Source organism: Nonomuraea sp. NPDC049269 (genome assembly GCF_043197155.1).
GTDB lineage: Bacteria > Actinomycetota > Actinomycetes > Streptosporangiales > Streptosporangiaceae > Nonomuraea.
This window is the reverse complement of sequence record NZ_JBICSO010000001.1, coordinates 721,987-737,899: the sequence shown is the minus strand read 5'-3', so window position 1 is coordinate 737,899 and position 15,913 is coordinate 721,987. Positions and strand designations below refer to the sequence as shown.

The 15,913-nt window shown below is 68.5% G+C and carries 8 protein-coding genes; 6 read left to right on the top strand and 2 right to left on the bottom strand.

Translation table 11 applies throughout. The features are described 5' to 3' along the window. The first annotated feature begins 141 nt into the window (after positions 1-141). Positions 142-726 carry a hemerythrin domain-containing protein gene (locus tag ACGFNP_RS03495; RefSeq protein ID WP_358340132.1) on the top strand — a complete coding sequence of 195 codons (585 nt, stop codon included), beginning with the start codon at positions 142-144 and terminating at the stop codon, positions 724-726. A gap of 55 nt (positions 727-781) precedes the next feature. Here the strand turns inward: ACGFNP_RS03495 and ACGFNP_RS03490 are convergent, their stop codons facing one another. Further along, on the bottom strand, positions 782-2,359 hold the full coding sequence (locus tag ACGFNP_RS03490; RefSeq protein WP_358340134.1) for a glycoside hydrolase family 88 protein: 1,578 nt from the start codon (positions 2,357-2,359) through the stop codon (positions 782-784). Positions 2,360-2,713: 354 nt separating this feature from the next. Here ACGFNP_RS03490 and ACGFNP_RS03485 point away from each other — a divergent pair, with 354 nt between their 5' ends. From ACGFNP_RS03485 to ACGFNP_RS03465, 5 genes are all read left to right on the top strand, one after another. Further along, positions 2,714-5,137 (top strand): PQQ-dependent sugar dehydrogenase, encoded by a 2,424-nt coding sequence (locus ACGFNP_RS03485; RefSeq protein WP_358340136.1) that lies wholly within the window; start codon positions 2,714-2,716, stop codon positions 5,135-5,137. Positions 5,138-5,214: 77 nt separating this feature from the next. Beyond that, positions 5,215-8,286 (top strand): carbohydrate-binding protein, encoded by a 3,072-nt coding sequence (locus ACGFNP_RS03480; RefSeq protein ID WP_393316587.1) that lies wholly within the window; start codon positions 5,215-5,217, stop codon positions 8,284-8,286. Between the two features lie 6 nt (positions 8,287-8,292). Beyond that, complete coding sequence (locus ACGFNP_RS03475; protein ID WP_358340138.1) at positions 8,293-9,459, top strand: CBM35 domain-containing protein; 1,167 nt, start codon at positions 8,293-8,295, stop codon at positions 9,457-9,459. Next, positions 9,456-12,002, top strand: coding sequence for a carbohydrate-binding protein (locus tag ACGFNP_RS03470; RefSeq protein WP_393314299.1), 2,547 nt, complete (start codon positions 9,456-9,458; stop codon positions 12,000-12,002). The genes ACGFNP_RS03475 and ACGFNP_RS03470 overlap by 4 nt, the downstream gene beginning before the upstream one ends. 227 nt (positions 12,003-12,229) lie before the next feature. Then, positions 12,230-14,323, top strand: coding sequence for a carbohydrate-binding protein (locus ACGFNP_RS03465; protein ID WP_393314296.1), 2,094 nt, complete (start codon positions 12,230-12,232; stop codon positions 14,321-14,323). A 298-nt stretch (positions 14,324-14,621) separates the two neighbouring features. Here ACGFNP_RS03465 and ACGFNP_RS03460 read toward each other — a convergent pair whose 3' ends face one another. Beyond that, on the bottom strand, positions 14,622-15,761 hold the full coding sequence (locus ACGFNP_RS03460) for a monooxygenase (protein WP_393314293.1): 1,140 nt from the start codon (positions 15,759-15,761) through the stop codon (positions 14,622-14,624). Positions 15,762-15,913: the final 152 nt, after the last annotated feature.

Sequence of the window (15,913 nt, the reverse complement as noted above, 5' to 3'; positions counted from 1 at the left end):
TCCCGCTACCCCGACAAGACGGGATCTATCAGACACCCCGTCGCTAGTACCCAAGAAACGCAAACAGCTGTTCCGTTGTCCTTCAACTCCGCGTACGGCCGTCCTCGCCGGGTACCGGGGGCGCCAGAGAGGGGGGCAGCCATGACATTGGATGCCATCAGCATGATCAAGGCAGATCATCGCGACGTGGAGCGGCTTTTCGACCGCCTCAAGAAGGACACCGAGGATCGTCCCGCACTCCTGGCCGAACTCGCCGCCAAATTCGTCGCCCACTCCAGGGGGGAGGAGGAACTCATCTACCCGGAGATCGCCAAGACCGTCCCCAGCGAGAAGAACCAGGTCAGAGAGGGAGAGGAGGAACACCACGCGGCCGAGCGGATGCTGCTCGAACTTCTGGACGTCCAGCCCGACACGGAGCGGTTCGACACCCAGCTGGCCGAGCTCGTTCAGGCGGTCACTCACCACGTTCAGGAGGAGGAGGGCGAGATCCTTCCAGCGCTCAAGAAGGCGGTTCCCCGCGAGCGCCTGGAGGAGCTCGGCCGGGCCTTCAGCGAGCGCAAGGCGCAAGAGATCCAGCACGGCCTTCCGGCGGGGCGCGGCAACAGACGCAGAGGGCTGAGCAAGGAGGAGCTGTACCACCGAGCCCAGGAAGCCAAGGTCCCGGGCCGCTCATCCATGACCAAGGAAGAGCTCACCAAGGCGCTTCAGCGGAGCGGCAAGGCCTGACCGGTCCCTGGGGCCGACGCATGCGCTGCGCCGGTCCCAGGGGGAGCCGCGCGGGTCAGTTGCCGGGGCCGACTCGCATCATCTGCTCGTTCATGATCAAGAAGGCGCCCAGGCCGTGGAAGTCGTTCACCGGGCGTCCCCGGTTGAAGTAGTAGCTCAGCGAGTCGCTCGCGTTGGTGCCCTCGCTGATGTCCACGATGTTCGTCCGTCCGTCCTGGCCGAGGGACACCTTGTTCAGCACTCCCTGGTAGCCCCGGTCGGCGTTGGCGCGGTACGAGGCGTCGACGTAGCCGAGTTCGACGGCGCGCGAGATCGTGTACGTGTACATGGCCGAGCATGACGTCTCGGTCCAGTTGGCGGAGTTCGACGTCTCGGTGACCACCTGGAACCATCGGCCGGTGGCCGGGTCCTGCCAGCGGGCGTAGGCGGGCACCAGATCGCGCAGGATGTCGATCAGCGCGGCCCGCTGCGGGTGGTCGGCCGGGAGGAGGTCCAGGATGTCGATGGTGGCCATGCCGAACCAGCCCATCGCCCGGCACCAGGAGATCCCGTTCGTGTTGCCCAGCGCCGGCTTCACCCAGGAGGCGGTCAGGCCGCCGGGCTCGTCGTAGGCGTGGTACAGCAGCCCGGCGGCCGTGCCCGAGGAGCGGCGCAGGTGGCTGTGGTAGACCTCGATCTGCTTGGCGGGCTCGGTGCGGGTGAAGGTGTCGGCCGCGACCCAGGCGCCGTAGCGGGCCAGGAACGGATCCACCATGTAGACGCCGTCGCCCCAGAGCTGGCCCTGCCGGGAGTCGGAGGTGGAGTGCCACCAGCCGCCGTCTGAGGTGCGCGGGTAGGTGTTCAGCCGGGTCCTGATCTTGGTGGCGGCCGTACGGTAACGGGCCTGGCCCGTCTCTTTGTACAGGGCGAGCAGGACGTTGCCCGACTGCATGCTGTCGAGGTTGCCGAAGCTGTTGGAGATGTTGCCGGAGCTGTCGACGAACCGGTCGGCCCAGTCCTTGATGTACTGGAGGTAGCGGGCGTCGCCGGTGCGCTGCCAGACCAGATACTGCCCCCACAGGTACAACCCCTGCGTGTAGCCCCAGCCACCCAGTGAGCTGGGGGTGAAGCGGGCCATCGTGGAGTCGATGACGGCCTTGGACCAGTCGGTTCCGGTCGAGGTGCCGTCGTCGACGGTGAGCGAGTCGACGTTCGGGCCGCCGTTGGCGGTCGTGGCGGTGGCCTTGACGGTGTTCGGGCCGGCGGCCAGTGAGGCCTGCAGCGTCACCGTCCGCCAGGTGGTCCACGCGCCGGTGCCCGGGAAGGACAGGTTCGCCGCGATGGTCGTGCCGTTGAGCGTGATGCTCATGGGCCGGTCGGCGGTGGTGCCGTTGGCGTACCGGAGGACCAGTCGCACCTGGCGGGCCTGGGGCGAGTCGGTCGTCCATTCGACCGCCGAGCCGGCCACGTTGTCATAGTTGACGAAACCGGTGCCGGTGAACCCGGCATGGTTGGACTCCACGACGCCCTGCGAGATGGTGGCGTTCTCGGCTTCGTGGAGGGTGGCCGCGGCGACGGCCGCGGGCACGGGCTGGACCAGCAGGGCACCGAGGGCCACTATGGCGATGACTCGATGTCGGTTTCTGAGGGGCACGCGACTCTCCTGACGCTGGTGAGCGCACAGGTAAGACATCCTATGTCTCACCTGTGTGCTTCTGACCTGTGATATCGCCTGACCACTCCCAAGGCGGGGAATACCGCCGAATAGGTCGAGCGACAGATCCAACCTTTCGCCTGATCCATAGCCAAACATCCGGAATATCCGGCTGTCCAGGCTGTATGACATCCGATCTTTGCTCGATCAAAAGAAGAGTGGCGTTAGGAAAGTTTCCTAAAGATTGGATCGTTCCAAGATCAAGAATCTGTTGACGGTTGTGACTATTTGTGGGAACACGATGAAAAGCTCCAATCTCTCGCCCGAGATACCACCCCCCGCAGGAGTGAATCGATGAACTTACGCAGGTACCGCGTCCTCGCCGGTGTCCTCGCGCTCTTCGCCGGGGCGCTGACGGTTGTGGCCCCTCCGGCCGCCGCGGCGCCCACTCGATACGAGGCGGAGAACGCCACGATCACGCAAGGTGTCGTGGAGTCCAACCACACCGGCTACTCCGGCACCGGTTTCGTCAACGGCGACAACGTCGCCGGATCCTCGGTCGAATGGACGATCAACGCGCCCAGCGCGGGCACCGCCACGCTGGCCTTCCGCTATGCCAACGGCACCAGCGCCAACCGGCCGAGCGACATCTCGGTCAACGGCACCGTCGTCGCCGCGGCCCGGGCGTTCAACGCCACCACGAACTGGGACACCTGGGCGACGGTCACGCTGACCGCGCCGGTCGTCGCGGGCAACAACACGATCAAGGCCACCGCCGCCGGCGCGGGCGGGAACCCGAACTGGGACTACCTGGAGGCCGAGGTCGCCTCCACGAACTTCACCGACTACCAGGCGGAGAGCGCGACGATCTCCCAGGGCGTCGTGGAGTCCAACCACGCCGGGTACACCGGCTCCGGCTTCGTGAACTACGACAACGTGGCCGGCTCCTACGTCGAGTTCGCGGTGAGCGCCGCCAGTGCCGGGCCGCAGACCCTGACGTTCCGCTTCGCCAACGGCACGACCACCGACCGGCCGATGAGCATCTCGGTCAACGGCACGGCCGTCGTGGCCAGTCAGTCCTTCCCCGGCACCGGGGCGTGGACCACCTGGCAGGAGATCAGCGTCAACGCCACGCTGACCGCCGGCGGCAACACGATCAGAGCCACCGGGACCACCGCGAACGGCGGGCCGAACCTCGACCGGCTGCGCGTCAGCGGCCCTGGCGACACCGAGAAGCCGACCGCCCCGGGGCAGCCGGTCTGCAGTGACATCACCTACAACAGCATCCGGCTGGACTGGCCGACCTCGACCGACAACGTCGGCGTCGTGGCGTACGACATCTTCCACCAGGGCACGCAGATCGCCACCGCGCCCGCTCCGCCGTACACGGTGACGGGGCTGAACTCCGACTTCCCGTACCAGATCTCGGTGTTCGCCCGTGACGCCTCCGGGAACGTGTCGCTGAGCAGCCCTGAGGCCAACTGCCGCACGCTGCCCGCGCCCGCGGACGACCCGCCGTCGCAGCCCGGCCAGCCCACGGTGACCGCCGTGCAGCCCACCTCGGCGACCGCGACCTGGACCGCCTCGACCGACGACAACGGCGTACGCGCCTACCTGGTCCGCGACCACGCCACCGGCACCGTGCTGCAGACGGTCACCGGCACGCCGCCCGCGACCAGCACCAGCGTGCCGCTGGAGTGCGCGCACACCTACCAGCTCGACGTCGTCGCGCGGGACACGGCCAACCAGCTCTCCACCCCGAGCACGGCGTCGGCGTCGTTCACGACCGGTAGCTGTGGCACCGTGCCGCAGACGCCGACCACGATCGCCGGCGGCTGGGACATCCCCTGGGACATCTCCTGGGCGCCCGACGGCTCGTACGCGCTGGTCACCGAGCGGGACTCGTTCAAGGTGTTCAAGATCACCCCGTCGGGCACCAAGACGCAGGTCGGCACCGTGCCCAACGCCGTGACCACCGACGGCGAGGGCGGCCTGATGGGCCTCGACTTCTCGCCCACCTGGAACGGCACGACCGACCAGGAGGTGTTCTTCATGCACACCGCCTCCGAGGGCAACCGTGTCGCGAAGATGAACTTCAACGGCACCACGCTCAGCGGCTACAGCGCGATCCTGCAGGGCATGATCGACAAGAACCGCTACCACAACGGCGGCCGCATCAGGTTCGGCCCCGACGGCTACCTGTACGTCACCGCGGGCGACGCGCAGGCCAGCAGCAACGCGCAGGACCTCAGCTCGCTCAACGGCAAGATCCTGCGCATCACCAAGACGGGCGCGGCCGCGCCGGGCAACCCGTTCAACACCCGCGTCTACAGCTACGGCCACCGCAACCCGCAGGGCCTGGCGTGGGACTCGGCCGGGCGGCTGTGGGAGTCGGAGCTGGGCAACTCCTCCAGGGACGAGCTCAACCTGATCCAGCCGGGCAAGAACTACGGCTGGCCCACCTGCGAGGGCACCTGCAGCACCTCCGGCATGACCAACCCCAAGTACACGTGGAGCGTCTCGGAGGCGTCGCCGAGCGGCATCGCCATCGTGAACAACACCGTGTTCATGGCGGCGCTGCGCGGCCAGCGGCTGTGGCGGATCGTGCTCAACGGCGAGAACGTCTCGACGGTCAACTCCTACTTCAACGGGACGTACGGCCGGCTCCGCGCGGTGGAGAAGGTGCCGAACGCCAGCGCCATCTGGTTCGGCTCCACCAACTCCGACAACAACGGCGACGGTAGTGCCGACGTGATCAGGCGCTCCAACATCCAGTGACGCACGCCCCCTCACCAGGCGGCCGCGCTTCGGCGCGGCCGCCTGTCACCCCCCGAGTCAACTGGAGATTTCGCGTGATGGAACCTGACGGCGGTGAGAGCGGGCCGACGCGCCGGGCGGTGCTGGGCGGCGCGTTCGGCACCCTGGCCGCGGCGGCGCTGACCGGCCCACTGGCCGCCCCCGCTCATGCCGAGGCGCCCTGGACGCTCGACGTCCGGATGTCCACGGACGCCCAGTGGGCCGCGTTCCTGCGGGAGCAGGACCTGCGGTGGGCCAAGCTGCCCACGCTCTGGCACGAGGGCCCGTTCCTGGGCGACGGCCTGCTCGGCAGCATGATCTACAAGGAGCCGGACGCCAACAAGATCCGCTTCACCACCCAGCACGGCCGCGTCCAGGATCACCGGCCGGAGTTCGGCAGCGGGTTCGGCACGTGCAGGCTGCCGGTCGGCCATCTCACGCTCGACCCCGTCGGTACGATCACCGCCGTCGACTGGCGGCTGAGCCTGTGGGACGCCGAGCTGACCGGCACCGTCACCACCTCCTCCGGGAAGATCACGTTCACCGCGTTCATCCACGACGAGCTGTTCGTGGCCAGCGCCTCGGTCACGGGCAGCGAGCAGGTGCGATGGACGTTCCACCCGGAGGTGGCCGACAGCCCCAGGCAGGCGTCGGAGGACCCGCCGTCCGGCTACACGCACAACCCGGCCTCGACGACCAAGACCACCGGCGACGTCAAGCAGGTGCTCCAGGCGCTGGCCGGGGGAGGGCAGACCGCCACCGCCTACCGGCAGAGCGGCAACCTGCTGCTGCTGTCGGTCGCCCACAGCTTCCCGTCCAACACGGCGGCGGAGCCGGCCTCGCTCGGCAAGGTCCAGAACGCGGGCACGTACGACACGCTGCGGGCGGCGCACCGGACCTGGTGGCACGCCTTCTACCGCAAGAGCTTCGTGTCCATCCCGGACCAGCGGCTGCAGAGCTTCCACTGGATCCAGCTCTACAAGGTGGCCTCCGCCACCCGCGCGGGCGCACCGGTGATGGCGACGACCGGGCCGTGGCTGGAGCCCACCCCGTGGCCCGGCGTGTGGTGGAACCTCAACGTGCAGCTGGAGTACTGGCTCATCCACGGCTCCAACCACCTGGAGCTCGACTCGGTCACCAGCACGCTCGACCAGAACCGGGCCCAGCTCACCGCCAACGTGCCCAGCGCGTACCGGAGCGACTCCTCGGGCGTGGGGCGCAGCTCCGACATGTTCGCCAACCGGAGTGTCGGCACGCCGGGCAGCGGTGCCGAGGTCGGCGACCTGACGTGGGCGCTGCACAACGTGTGGCTGTCCTACCGGCACACGATGGACGACGCGCTGCTGCGGGACACGCTGTTCCCGCTGCTGCGCCGGGCGATCAACTACTACCTGCGCTTCCTGGCCAGTGGCAGTGACGGCAAGCTGCACCTGCCGAGCACGCTGTCGCCCGAGTACCCCGTGGTCCCGCCGCAGGACACCAACTACGACCTGGCCCTCATCAGGTGGGGCTGCCAGACGCTGCTCGACTCGGCGAGCCGCCTGGGCATCGACGACCCGCTGAAGACCAGGTGGCAGCAGGTGCTCAGCACGCTGGTGGCGTACCCGACGGACACGAACGGCTACATGATCGGCGGCAGCACGCCGTACGCGCAGTCCCACCGCCACTACTCCCACCTTTTGATGATTTATCCCCTCTACCTGGTCAACTGGGATCAGACGGGGAACCGCGCGCTGATCGAGAAGTCGATCGTGCGCTGGCACGCCCTGACCGGCGCCCACCGCGGTTACAGCTACACCGGCGCCGCCTCCATGTACGCCATGATGCGGCGTGGCGACACGGCGCTGTCCTATCTGCTGAAGTTCTTCGACCCTTCGACCTCCTACCCGTGCCGGGCCAACACCCACTACACCGAGGCCGGGCCGGTCATCGAGACGCCGCTGTCGGCCTCGCAGTCGATCCACGACCTGCTCTGCCAGAGCTGGGGCGGCGTCGTCCGCGTCTTCCCCGCCGTCCCGGGGTCGTGGCCGGACGTCACGCTGCACGACTTCCGCACGCAGGGCGCGTTCCTCGTCTCCGCGGTACGGCAGGCGGGCACGACCCGCTTCATCCGGGTCAGGAGCCTGGCCGGTGAGCCGCTCAAGCTCGACCACGGACTGACCGGTACGGTCACCGCCGTGCTCGACGACGGCACTCCCGCCACGGTCCAGGACCTGGGCGGCGGCGTGCTGGGCATCGCCCTGCCCAAGGACCGCGAGGTGCTCGTCTACGCGGGCGCCGTCCCCGACCTGGTCATCGCGCCGGTGCCGATCGCCAAACCGGGCGCCGCCTGGGGCCTGCCGGGCGCGGACACGCCACCGCCGCCGGGCCGCTACGAGGCGGAGGACGCGACGATCTCGCAGGGCATCTTCGAGAACTCCCACACCGGCTACAGCGGTACGGGCTACGTCAACGGCGACAACGTGTCCGGTTCGTACGTGGAGTGGGCCTTCCCGATCACGACGGCGGGGACGGCGACGATCAAGCTGCGGTACGCCAACGGCACCACGGTCAACCGGCCGTCGGCGATCGCGGTCAACGGCACCACGGTGTTCGCCGGCCGTGACTACGCGAGCACCGGCACATGGGACACCTGGGCCACCGACACCTTCACGGTCCCGGTCAACGCCGGGACCAACACGCTCCGGGCCACCTCCACGACCGCGAACGGCAACCCGAACATCGACTACATCGACGTGGCGACCGCCTCGGGGGGCGGCACCGACTACCAGGCCGAGGACGCCACGATCTCGCAGGGCGTCGTGGAGTCGAACCACACCGGCTTCACCGGCACCGGCTTCGTCAACTTCGACAACGTCGCCGGTTCGTACGTGGAGTTCGCCGTGACCGCCGCGCAGGCGGGCAGCGCCACGCTGACGCTCCGCTACGCCAACGGCACCACGGTCAACCGGCCGATGACCATCGCGGTCAACGGCGCCGGCGTGACCCGCGACTTCACCGGCACCGGCGACTGGGACACCTGGCAGACCGCCACGCTCACCGTCCAGCTCACCGCGGGGGCCAACACGATCAGGACGACCGCCACGACGGCCAACGGGGGACCCAACCTCGACAAGATCACCATTGGATAGGGAGTCATGGAAATCACCCGACGCCAGCTGGGAACCCTCGTGGGCGCCGCGCTTCTCACCCCGTACCTGCCTGCCCGCCCGGCCTCGGCGGCGACCGCCTGGCAGCTCATGTGGGCCCCGGAAGCGTCGTCCGTCGGGCTCGGCGCGTTCGAGACGATCGAGGACGACCGCGCCGACTCGCACCCCGCCGGTCAGCCGCACATCTTCGCCGAAGGCAACAACTTCCGCTTCAACATGCACACGGTAGACCGCGACTCGATGACCGACCGGCAGCGGCAGGAGGTGACCGGCACCCGTAACCCGAGCGGCTACCTGCAGTGGCTGAAGGGCGAGACGTGGCGGGTCACGTACTCGATGTTCATCCCGAGCTCGCTGAAGGCCACCACGACCTTCACCCACATCAGCCAGACCAAGATGCCGGGCACCGGCACCAACCCGATCACCGTCACGTCGCTGCGCCGGGTGGACGGGGTGCAGACCATCGAGCACAAGATCTTCCAGTCGGACACCCTGGTCGGACGGACCAACCTGGAGCCGCTGCAGAACAAGTGGATCGACGCCGAGTACGAGATCAGGATCGACGACGGCAGCGCGGGCTCGGTCCGCTGGGTGCTGCGTGACGGGGCCACCACGCTGGTGGACGCGACCAAGACCGGCGACACGTTCCTCGGCGACCGGGTCCGTCCCAAGTGGGGCATCTACCGCTCGCTCGGCGACACCTCGGGCTCGCTGCAGAACTGCTACCTGCTGCTCACCAACATGCGGGCGTACAAGCAGGTGGCGGCCGTCGCCACCCGCCTGGAGGCGGAGAACGCGACGATCTCGCAGGGCGTGGTCGAGTCCAACCACGCGGGCTTCTCCGGCACCGGCTTCGTCAACACCGACAACGCCGCCGGGTGTTACGTCCAGTGGACGCACAACGCGTCCGCCGCCGGCCCCGCGACCCTCACGATCCGGTACGCCAACGGCACCACCGTCGACCGCCCCATGAACGTCACGGTCAACGGCGTGGTCGTCGCCTCGGGGCTGAGCTTCGGCGGCACCGGCGCCTGGACCACGTGGGCGAGCAAGAGCGTCAACGCCACGCTGGTCGCGGGCGCGAACACCGTCAGGGTCACCGGCGCCACCGCGAACGGCTGCCCCAACCTCGACTACCTGGAGGTCCTGGTATGAAGCTGTCGCGTACGGCGGTGCTCGCCGTACTCGCCCTCCTGCTCGGCCTGCTCACGGCCTTGCCCACCGCTCTGCCCGCCCAGGCCGACCTGCAGCACCCGCGGCAGGCGTTCCTGCGCAACTCGATCTCCGGAGTCTTCCTGCACTGGGGCGAGCGCACCTCGCCGCAGCACACCAGCTGCAGCGGCTGGGAGGCCGACGTCACCAACGGCGGCTGGAGCGCCTCCTACTGGGTGAACGAGGCCAAGAAGCTGCACGCCCAGTACATCGTCCTGGCCACCTTCCACAGCCGGCTCGGCTACGCCAGGCCGTACCCGTCGTCGATCCCCGGTTCGTGCCGCACGACGCGCGACTTCCTCGGCGAGCTGATCGACGCGGCCGACGCGCAGGGGCTGAAGGTCATCAACTACATGACCGACGACCCGCAGTGGCACAACGAGGGGCTCAGCTCCGGCGACTGGCTCAACTCCTCGGCCTTCTCCAGCTACGTCGGCCACAACGTGGACCTGACCACGCGTGACGGGTTCGGCGAGTTCAGCTACCTGCAGTTCTTCGAGCAGATGCAGCGTTATCCGAAGCTGGCCGGGTTCTGGATCGACAACGACAACGCCTACTGGGAGAGCAACAACCTCTACGCCAAGATCTACCAGCAGCGTCCCGACATGACGATCTCGAACAACAACGAAGACACCGCGATCATGGACATGATCAGCAACGAGCAGAAGACCGGCATGACGCCGTCGTACGACTACCCGCAGGCGGTCTACACGGCGCTGCCGAGGCTGATCGAGGCGGACTTCAAGCTGCCGACCGGCGGCCCCTGGTGGTACGGCGGGTCGGACCAGGCGGTGGACCGCAAGCTCACGCTGGGCCGGCTCATCACCAACGCCGGATCGTCGGTGAAGGCGCTGATGGCCGAGACCGCGATGGTCAACGGCAAGTTCCCCGCCCAGCAGGTGAGCTTCAACAACTTCGCCGACACCTACCTGGGGGAGATCTGGGAGTCGCTCGGCGGCACCGAGGGCGGCGGCTACATGTTCGGCGGGCTCAAACCGGGCTTCTGGAACAACGGCGCCCACGGCGTGACCACGATCGCCAAGAACGATCCCAACCGGCACTACATCCACGTCGTCACGCCGCCGTCCGGCAGCACGCTGTCGCTGCGCGACAACGGCTACCGGATCAGCTCGGTGACGAACCTGCGCACCGGTGCCCCCGTCACCTTCACACAGGCGGGCGGCACGCTGACGCTGAGCGGCATCTCCTCGTGGGACCAGTACGACACGGTCTTCAAGGTCATCTCCAGCGGCCGGGAGGGGATCTACAGCGGCGTCACCCTGTCGGCCACCTCGTCCACCAGCGGGCACGCCGCCTCGGCCGCCGGTGACGGCGACTACCTCACCTACTGGGACAGCAACGCCGCCGAACCCGCGTCGCTGACCTTCGACCTCGGCTCGGCCAAGCGGATCCAGTACCTGGCGTTCAACCAGCGGGAGGACTCGACGGTCTACCCGTCGTCCGGGTCCGCGCGGATCTCCGGTTATCAGGTGTACGTCAGCGACAACGGGACGAGCTGGGGCAGCGCGGTCAAGACCGGCACGGTGCCGAACGCGCGCGGCGTGCAGGTCATCGACCTGACCGCCTCGACCCATCGGTACGTACGGCTCACCAAGACCGGCCACCACGGCATCTCGCGGTGGCGGGTGGACGAGGCCTGGGTCGGCGGCGAGTACGCGGGCGGCGGCGGCACGACGCCGCCACCCGGCCGCTACGAGGCGGAGGACGCGACGATCTCGCAGGGCATCTTCGAGAACTCGCACCCGGGCTACAGCGGCACCGGCTATGTCAACGGCGACAACGCCGCGGGCTCCTATCTGCAGTGGTCGTTCACCGCCGCCGCCGCGGGCACGGCGACGATCAAGCTGGGGTACGCCAACGGGACGACGACGAACCGCCCGTCGGCGATCGCGGTCAACGGCACGACGGTGTTCGCGAGCCGTGACTACGGCAGCACCGGCACCTGGGACACCTGGGCCGTCGACACCTTCACCGTGCCGGTCACCGCGGGCGCCAACACGCTGCGGGCCACCGCCACCACCGCCAACGGCAACCCGAACCTCGACTACATCGGCGTGGACGTGACACCTGGTGGCGGTGGCGGCACCACCGACTACCAGGCCGAGGACGCCACGATCTCGCAGGGTGTGGCCGAGTCCAACCACACCGGCTTCACCGGCACCGGCTTCGTGAACTACGACAACCTGGTCGGCTCCTACGTCGAGTTCGCGGTGAACGCCGAGTCGGCGGGGGATGCCGCGCTGACGCTGAGGTTCGCCAACGGCACCACGGCCAACCGCCCGATGGACATCACGGTCAACGGCGCGCTCGTCTCGGACGAACTCGCCTTCGACGCGACGACCAACTGGGACACCTGGGTCACCAAGTCGATCACGGTGCCGCTGAACGCGGGCGCCAACACCATCCGCGCCACCGCCACGACGGCCGGCGGCGGCCCGAACCTCGATCGGATCACGATCGGCTGAACCCCGGCCGCCGTGCGGACGCGCACCGCCCGCACGGCGGCCGGCACCAACGGCACAGTGGCCGCACCAACCGCACGGTGGCCGCACCAACGGAAGCCACGGTCAAGAAGACGCACGTAACGGTGGCGCGCCGGCTCCACCGGAAGAGCGTTCCCCTGGACAGACCCCGGCCCCGCACGGCGCTTGGCGCCCACCGGGCCGGCCGTAAAACATAAGGAGGAAATCCCGTGAGACGGAGAGGGATAGTCGCGGCGGTGGCCGTGCTCTTAGCGGGCTTGTTCGTGAGCGTCCAGCCCGCGGTCGCGTCCGACAACGGCCTGTCGATCAGGCCCGCCATGGGATGGAGCAGCTGGAGCTTCGTGCGGCGCTGGCCCGACGAGACGAAGATGAAGGCCCAGGCCGACGCGCTGGTCAGCAGCGGCCTCGCCGCGCACGGCTACGTCTACATCAACCTCGACGACTTCTTCCAGAAGTGCGACTCCAACGGCTTCCAGGTCGACGGCTTCGGGCGGTGGGCCGTCGACACCGCCAAGTTCCCCAGCGGGATCAAGGCGCTGGCCGACTACGTGCACGCCAAGGGCCTGAAGTTCGGCTTCTACGTCACGCCCGGTATCGCCAAGAACGCCGTCACCGCCAACAAACCCATCGAGGGCACCTCGTACCACGCGCAGGACATCGCCGACACCTCGCAGACGCACAAGAACTACAACTGCAAGAACATGTACCGGCTCGACTACTCCCACCCCGGCGCGCAGCTGTTCATCAATTCGTGGGCGAACCAGATGGCCTCCTGGGGCGTCGACTACCTGAAGATCGACGGCGTGGACGCGACGACCGTCGCCGACGTCGAAGCCTGGGACAAGGCGCTGCGCCAGACCGGCCGGCCGATCAACTTCGCGCTGTCCAACAACCTGCCCATCGCCCAGGCCACCACCTGGAAGCGGCTGGCCAACAGCTGGCGCACCCAGGGCGACGTCGAGTGCTACTGCGGTCCCGGGGCGAACGGGAGCGGGTTCCCGCTCACCGACTGGTCGCACGTGTCCAGCCGGTTCGCCTCGGCGGCCTCCTGGCAGCAGTACGCCGGGCCCGGCGGCTGGAACGACTACGACTCGCTGGAGGTCGGCAACGGCGACCAGGTCGGCCTGACCGCCGACCAGCGGCGCACGCACATGACGCACTGGGCGATGATCTCCAGCCCGCTGCTGCTCGGCACCGACCTGACCGCGCTCACCTCGACCGACCTGGCCATGCTGACCAACGACCGGCTCATCGCCGTCGACCAGGACGGCGTCGCCGCCCAGCGCATTGTGAACAGTGGTGTCAACCAGGTATGGCGTAAACGGGAGTCGAACGGCGACTACATCGTCGCCCTCTACAACACCGGTACGTCCGGCAACTCCACGGTCAGCGTCACCTGGTCGCAAGTGGGCTTCACCGGCCCGGCCGAGGTCACGAACCTGTGGTCCGGCGGCTCCGAAGGCACCGTCGCCTCCTCCTACAGCGCCACCCTGCGCCCCGGCGAGACCCGCCTCATCCGCGCCCGGCCCACCACGGCGAGCCCCCACTACGAGGCGGAGGACGCGACGATCTCGCAGGGCGTGGTCGAGTCCAACCACGCGGGCTACTCGGGCTCCGGCTTCGTCAACTACGACAACGTCGTCGGCTCGTACGTCGAGTTCGGCGTCAACGCCACCGCCGCGGGCAACGCCAACATCACCCTGAGGTACGCCAACGGCACCACGGTGAACCGCCCGATGACCATCACCGCGAACGGCACCACGCTGACCCGTGACTTCCCCGGCACCGGCAACTGGGACACCTGGGCGACGGCCACGTTCACCCTGCCGCTGGTCGCCGGGGCCAACACCATCCGCATGACGGCCACCACCGCCAACGGCGGCCCGAACGCGGACTACGTCGACGTGTCGGCCCCCACCCCGGTCGGCACCGAGTATCAAGCCGAGGACGCGACGATCTCGCAGGGCGTGGCCGAGTCCAACCACACCGGCTTCACCGGGACCGGCTTCGTCAACTACGACAACCTCGTGGGCTCGTACGTCGAGTTCGCCGTCAACGCCGCCACCGCGGGCGCCGCGACCCTGACCATCCGCTACGCCAACGGAACAGCGGTGGACCGGCCGATGGAGGTCGCGGTGAACAGCACGGCGGTGACCACCCAGTCGTTCCCAGCCACGGCAAACTGGGACACCTGGGTGAACGGCACGGTCGCGGTGAACCTCCAGGCCGGCGCCAACACGATCCGCCTCACCGCCACCACCGCAGGCGGCGGCCCCAACGTGGACCGCATCACACTCGGCTAACCCAACCCCAACCCGAGTCCGGACCTTGGACCTGGACCTCGGACCCCGTGCCCGGACCCCGGACCCGGACTCCGGACTCCGGTCCTGAACCTCGGTCCCCGGATCCGGTCCCGGACTTCGGATCCGTGCCCGGACCTCGGACCCGGACCTCGGATCTGGACCCCGATCCCGGCTCCGACCCCGATCAAGGGCGCACGTACACCGACCTGGCGGTATGCGTGCGCCCTGCACTCCGTATGCGGTCCTCGAGCCTTACGAGGCCCTCTCTTGCGGCCCGCTCTGCGCGGTCCTTGACGCCTTATGCGGCCTTTGACCAGATGGCGATGCCCAGGCACATCTCGTCGCTGGTCCCCGCTCCCCAGACCACGTAGCGCGGCTGCAGCTTCTGCAACTGCGGTAGTTGCGAGCGCAATGCGGCGTCATGCGTGCAGGTCACCCGCACCACATCGCCCTTCTTGACCGTGACGGGCTTGGCGAGCAGCCGCAGCGCCTGGTCGTCGAAGTCGTACTTCGGGACGTCCAGGAGCGTCTGCGCCTTGGGTGTGCCGGGATTGAGCTCGACCTTGATGGAGCGTCCGAGCAGGTGCATGTGCCCGGCCAGCGCGTGCAGCGTCACGCTGCCCGGGATGGGGATGTCGCAGTGCTGCGTCGGCCCCGGCTTGAGCGGCCCGCACTGCTTGGCCAGCCCATTCGCCTCCCCGTCGGCCCCGGGACCGAACCTGCGCACCACGTCCTTGACGGCGGCGGCCCGGTCACACAGGGGGCCGGTCTCCTGCGGCGTGCACGGCAGCTCGATCGGTGCCGGGAACAGCGCGGTCTCCAGCGGTTCCAGGGTCTTGTCGGTGAGCCGCAGCCGGATGCTCGACTGGTCGGAGCCGGGGTGGCCGTTGGCGTTGAGGGTGTTGTAGTGGATCTGCATGACGAGCTTGCTGCCGGGCTGCAGCGCGTAGCCGTAGCGCGGATTCAGCAGCGTCTCGTTGGTGCCCGGCGCCCAGTGCGCCACCCAGGAGGCTTCGTCCACGCCCGAGTCGCCGAAGCACGTCCAGCCCTGGCCGGGAGTGCTGTCATCGAGCGCCTTCGCCTGCGCGACCTGCTTGGGCCCGAGCCTGAAGAAGATCGCGTGGTGCACGATGTCGGCATTCTGCGGCTGGAACTGGGCCCCGGTCAGGAACGCCTGACTGGTCAGCTTGGGGTCGATCACGAAGCATCGGTAGTCGTCGGTGCCGCCGTTGGGGCCGCTCGGCGTGTAGGCCTCGGCCATGGTCAGGGATTCGAACCGCTCGCCGGCCCGTAACGGGGCGGCCACCGGTGTGGCCTTGGCCGCGTGGCCACCGGCGTGACTCGTGTGGGTCGCCGGGGTGGCCGTCGTGGCCGTCCCACACGAGGCGAGCAGGGCGACCACGGCGAACGCGGCGGCAGTCCGGGCTAGTCGAATCATGGCCTTACCGTCTCGCGAATGCCGCCGGCGGACATCCACCCCCGGTATGTTCTTCGTCCTCCCCTGGTATGACAGACCCTCTCCGCCTTGGAACACCCTGGAACGCCTTGTCAGGTGAGGTCGCGATGGCGCGGCCAGATATCTCGTGACAC

Coding starts and splice junctions, on each gene's coding strand:
- ACGFNP_RS03495 (WP_358340132.1), top strand. CDS start 142: ATGACATTGGATGCCATCAGCATGATCAAGGCAGATCATCGCGACGTG.
- ACGFNP_RS03485 (WP_358340136.1), top strand. CDS start 2,714: ATGAACTTACGCAGGTACCGCGTCCTCGCCGGTGTCCTCGCGCTCTTC.
- ACGFNP_RS03480 (WP_393316587.1), top strand. CDS start 5,215: ATGGAACCTGACGGCGGTGAGAGCGGGCCGACGCGCCGGGCGGTGCTG.
- ACGFNP_RS03475 (WP_358340138.1), top strand. CDS start 8,293: ATGGAAATCACCCGACGCCAGCTGGGAACCCTCGTGGGCGCCGCGCTT.
- ACGFNP_RS03470 (WP_393314299.1), top strand. CDS start 9,456: ATGAAGCTGTCGCGTACGGCGGTGCTCGCCGTACTCGCCCTCCTGCTC.
- ACGFNP_RS03460 (WP_393314293.1), bottom strand. CDS start 15,761: ATGATTCGACTAGCCCGGACTGCCGCCGCGTTCGCCGTGGTCGCCCTG.